Origin of the sequence: Kamptonema formosum PCC 10802 (assembly GCF_000332335.1) — a bacterium.
GTDB lineage: Bacteria > Cyanobacteriota > Cyanobacteriia > Cyanobacteriales > Oscillatoriaceae > Oscillatoria.
Genome location: NZ_KB235948.1, coordinates 2,243,709 through 2,245,777, shown reverse-complemented (window position 1 = coordinate 2,245,777; position 2,069 = coordinate 2,243,709). Strand labels below are relative to the sequence as shown.

Genomic DNA, 2,069 nt, shown 5'->3' with positions numbered 1-2,069 from the left:
TGGAACAATCAACCCCTTCGCTCCGAATTTTACTCTCATCACTGGGACGACAGGGGGTGGGGTAGCGGGGGACGTCACCATTGATGCCGGACGCTTGTTGCTGCTGCGCAATGGATTCATGGGTATTGCCGGCACTTTGGGTGGGGCAAAGGGGGGAAACATTACATTGCGTGCCGGTACGGTGGAGTTGGCCGGTTCTGGGATCGCCAACGGCACAGTGCGGGGGAGTGCCGGGACTGCCGGGGACATTACCATTGAGGCGGGACGGTTGACGGTGCGCGATGGGGCTGTCATTACCACTCTTACCTTGGGTGACGGCGCATCGGGAAATATCGCCATCAGAGCGTCTGACACAGTAGAAGTGCTCAGCCCCCCCGCAGGCAGCGTAGCGACCACCCTGATCACCACCCAGGCTTTAGACGGTACGGGGAAGGCAGGGGACATCACCATTGACACTGGCCGGCTGATTATCTCCGATGGTGGGGGAATGGCCTCCAGTAACGGCGGTTCTGTTGGCCAAACGGTGATTTCTGAGACTGGGGGACCTGGAGGCAACATGACAATTCGAGCTAGAGAGTCTGTGGAAGTGTCGGGCTTTTCCCCCATTCTGGCCACGGGCAGCAGGGGACAAAGCTTCCTTCTCTCTGTTACCGTCAACTCCTATCCGGGAGGAAATATCAGCATTTCTGCGCCCCGACTGACTGTAGGCAATGGGGGATTGATTTCTGCAGCTTCTGCGGGGCTGGGAAACGCGGGGGACATTACAATCGGCGCTCAGAAGGTAGAAGTCACGGGCAGTGATAATCCCGCTCAATTGCTGACCCAGATTCAAGCTTCAGCAGGCAGGATATTCAGATTTCAAAATCCCCAGTCTTATGGAAATGCAGGGTCACTGAATATTAAGACCGGCTCGCTGACCGTCCAGGATGGGGGGCTGATTACCGTGAGCAATTTGGGGGCGGGCAATACCGGCACGTTAAATGTGGTGGCTGACTCGGTGCGACTAAATAATGCTGGCAAGCTGGAAGCCAACACCAACTCTGGGGCGGGGGGAAATCTGAGCGTACAGGCATCTTCTTTGCAGATGCGCTCGGGCAGCACTATTGTGACAGACGCCAATAACGCTGATGGCGGCAATATTAGTATTAGTGCCGGCACGCTTGTCGCCCTAGAAGATAGCGACATTACCGCTAACGCTCTAGCAGGCAGAGGGGGTCGGGTGAGTGTGAGCGCCACTGGAATTTTTGGCACGCAGTTTCGGGATGCCATTACCCCGGAGAGCGACATCACAGCCACGTCTAATCTCGGCCCCGAGTTCAGCGGTACGGTGGAAATCAAAACCCCTGATGTTAACCCCGCCGCAGGGTTGCTTCAGGTGTCAGCGTCTTTCAGTGACATCAGCAATCAAATTGTTTCCGGCTGCGCGGCGGATAAGGGCAATCGCTTTGTGGTCACCGGACGCGGCGGAATTCCGGAAGACCCCAGCCAGCCCCTGAACGGGACGGCGATTTGGCGGGACGTGCGCCTTGTGGGGACAGCCGGCACCCAACCTCAGGCACGCAAGACTGCCGAATCCCCCATCCCGCCAGCACCGCCACTGGTGGAGGCGACGGGATGGGTGATGGGTGCTGCCGGTCAGGTGCAGCTGGTGGCCAATGCCCCCACTCCGCACAGTCCCTGGTACAGGCAGACTAAGTGCAGGAATTAAGCCCGCTGCCTCGTTTTTTATCTTGACAAAGGTGCAAGAAAGTGATAAGCTTCTAACACTTATGATTGGTTGGCTTGCCAGTCCCGCTGAATTCATGCCGGCCCCTCAAACTGACCTTCGTTCAGCTAACCCAAACAAATGCTCCCCACCCGCAGCCTTTGTCAAATCGGCACAATTTCTCTGCTGATGCTGGCAGCTTCAAGTCCGAGCCATGCGCAAATTATACCAGACGCAACCCTGCCCTTGCATTCGACCGTAACGCGGGATGGCAGCACGCTTCGCATTGAGGGGGGAACAAGAGCCGGTGGCAATCTCTTTCACAGCTTTCAGGAATTTTCCCTCCCCACCGGCAGCGAGGCAT

General features: G+C 57.1%; 1 protein-coding gene and 1 pseudogene. Both read left to right on the top strand.

Features of this window, described 5'->3' with window-relative positions:
• Positions 1 to 1,708, top strand: a pseudogene (locus OSC10802_RS0109580) (filamentous hemagglutinin N-terminal domain-containing protein); the annotation flags it as partial.
• 186 nt (positions 1,709 to 1,894) lie between these two features.
• Positions 1,895 to 2,069 (top strand): two-partner secretion domain-containing protein (locus OSC10802_RS49360; RefSeq protein WP_445727651.1); only part of this gene is annotated, 175 nt, incomplete at its 3' end.